Source organism: Pseudomonas sp. Sample_10 (assembly GCF_004321495.1).
Lineage (GTDB): Bacteria > Pseudomonadota > Gammaproteobacteria > Pseudomonadales > Pseudomonadaceae > Aquipseudomonas.
The window spans coordinates 1-1,036 of record NZ_RCOE01000025.1 but is presented as its reverse complement, the minus strand read 5'-3'; the positions used below and the strand labels follow the sequence as shown (position 1 = coordinate 1,036).

Annotated in this window: 1 protein-coding gene; it reads right to left on the bottom strand. The window is 62.1% G+C overall.

The features are described 5' to 3' along the window. Positions 1 to 112 precede the first annotated feature (112 nt). Positions 113 to 1,036, bottom strand: a 924-nt coding sequence (locus D8U18_RS01810) for a hybrid-cluster NAD(P)-dependent oxidoreductase (RefSeq protein ID WP_131106881.1), incomplete at its 5' end; no start/stop codon positions are given.

Genomic DNA, 1,036 nt, shown 5'->3' with positions numbered 1-1,036 from the left:
GACGCTCCGCGTTCCAGCTTCAACACCTGCGCGACGTCGAACACCGTTGTGACGCAGAGCGTCACGGGCTGCATTCCCACGCGGAGCGTGGGAACGATCAATTTCGCGGCTGTTAGAACTCGATGCGCACGTCGCCCTTCGGCACGCTGCAGCACGACAGGATGAACCCATCGGCTTCGTCTTCTTCGGTGATCCCGCCGTTGTGCTCCATCTCCACCTCGCCACCGAGCTTCATCACCTTGCAGGTGCCGCAGATGCCCATGCCACAGGCTTTCGGGATCATCAGCCCGACTTTCGCTGCAGCGGCGTGCACGGTTTCGCCGGGGGCCACGCGAATGCTCTTGCCCGAAGTGATGAATTCCACCTGATGCAAGTCCGCGGCATCGATTTCGGGCGCATCGGCCGCTTGTTCGGCTTGCTCGACCGCATCGGCACGGGCTTCCGGTGGTGTGGCGCCGAAGGATTCCTCGTGATAACGCTTCATGTCGTAGCCGGCGTTCTCCAGCAGGCGCTTGACCGCGTTCATGTACGGGGTCGGCCCGCAGCAAAACACTTCGCGCTCGAGGAAGTCCGGGACCATCAATTCCAGCATCTTGTGGTTCAGGTAACCGCGATAACCGGCCCACGGCTCGCCCAGGCCGTGCTTCTCGCAGATCAGGTGCAGGCTGAAGTTGTCGATCCGCGACGCCATGTGCTCCAGCTCGCGGTGGTAGATGATGTCTTTCGGTGAACGGGCGCTGTGGATAAAGGTCATGTCGACGTTGGCGTTGGTGTCGTAGAACCAACGCGCCATGGACATGCATGGCGTGATCCCGACGCCGCCGCTGAGGTACAGCACTTTCGGGCTCGGGAAGTCGATGGCGTTGAACAAGCCCACCGGCCCGTGCACCGCCAGTTCCTGGCCTTCGTGCAGGGTGTCGTGCAACCAGTTCGAGACCTTGCCGCCCGGCACGCGCTTGATGGTCACCGAGAAGCTGTACGGCACCGACGGCGAGCTGGAAATGGTGTACGAACGCATGATCGGCTGGCCTTCGAT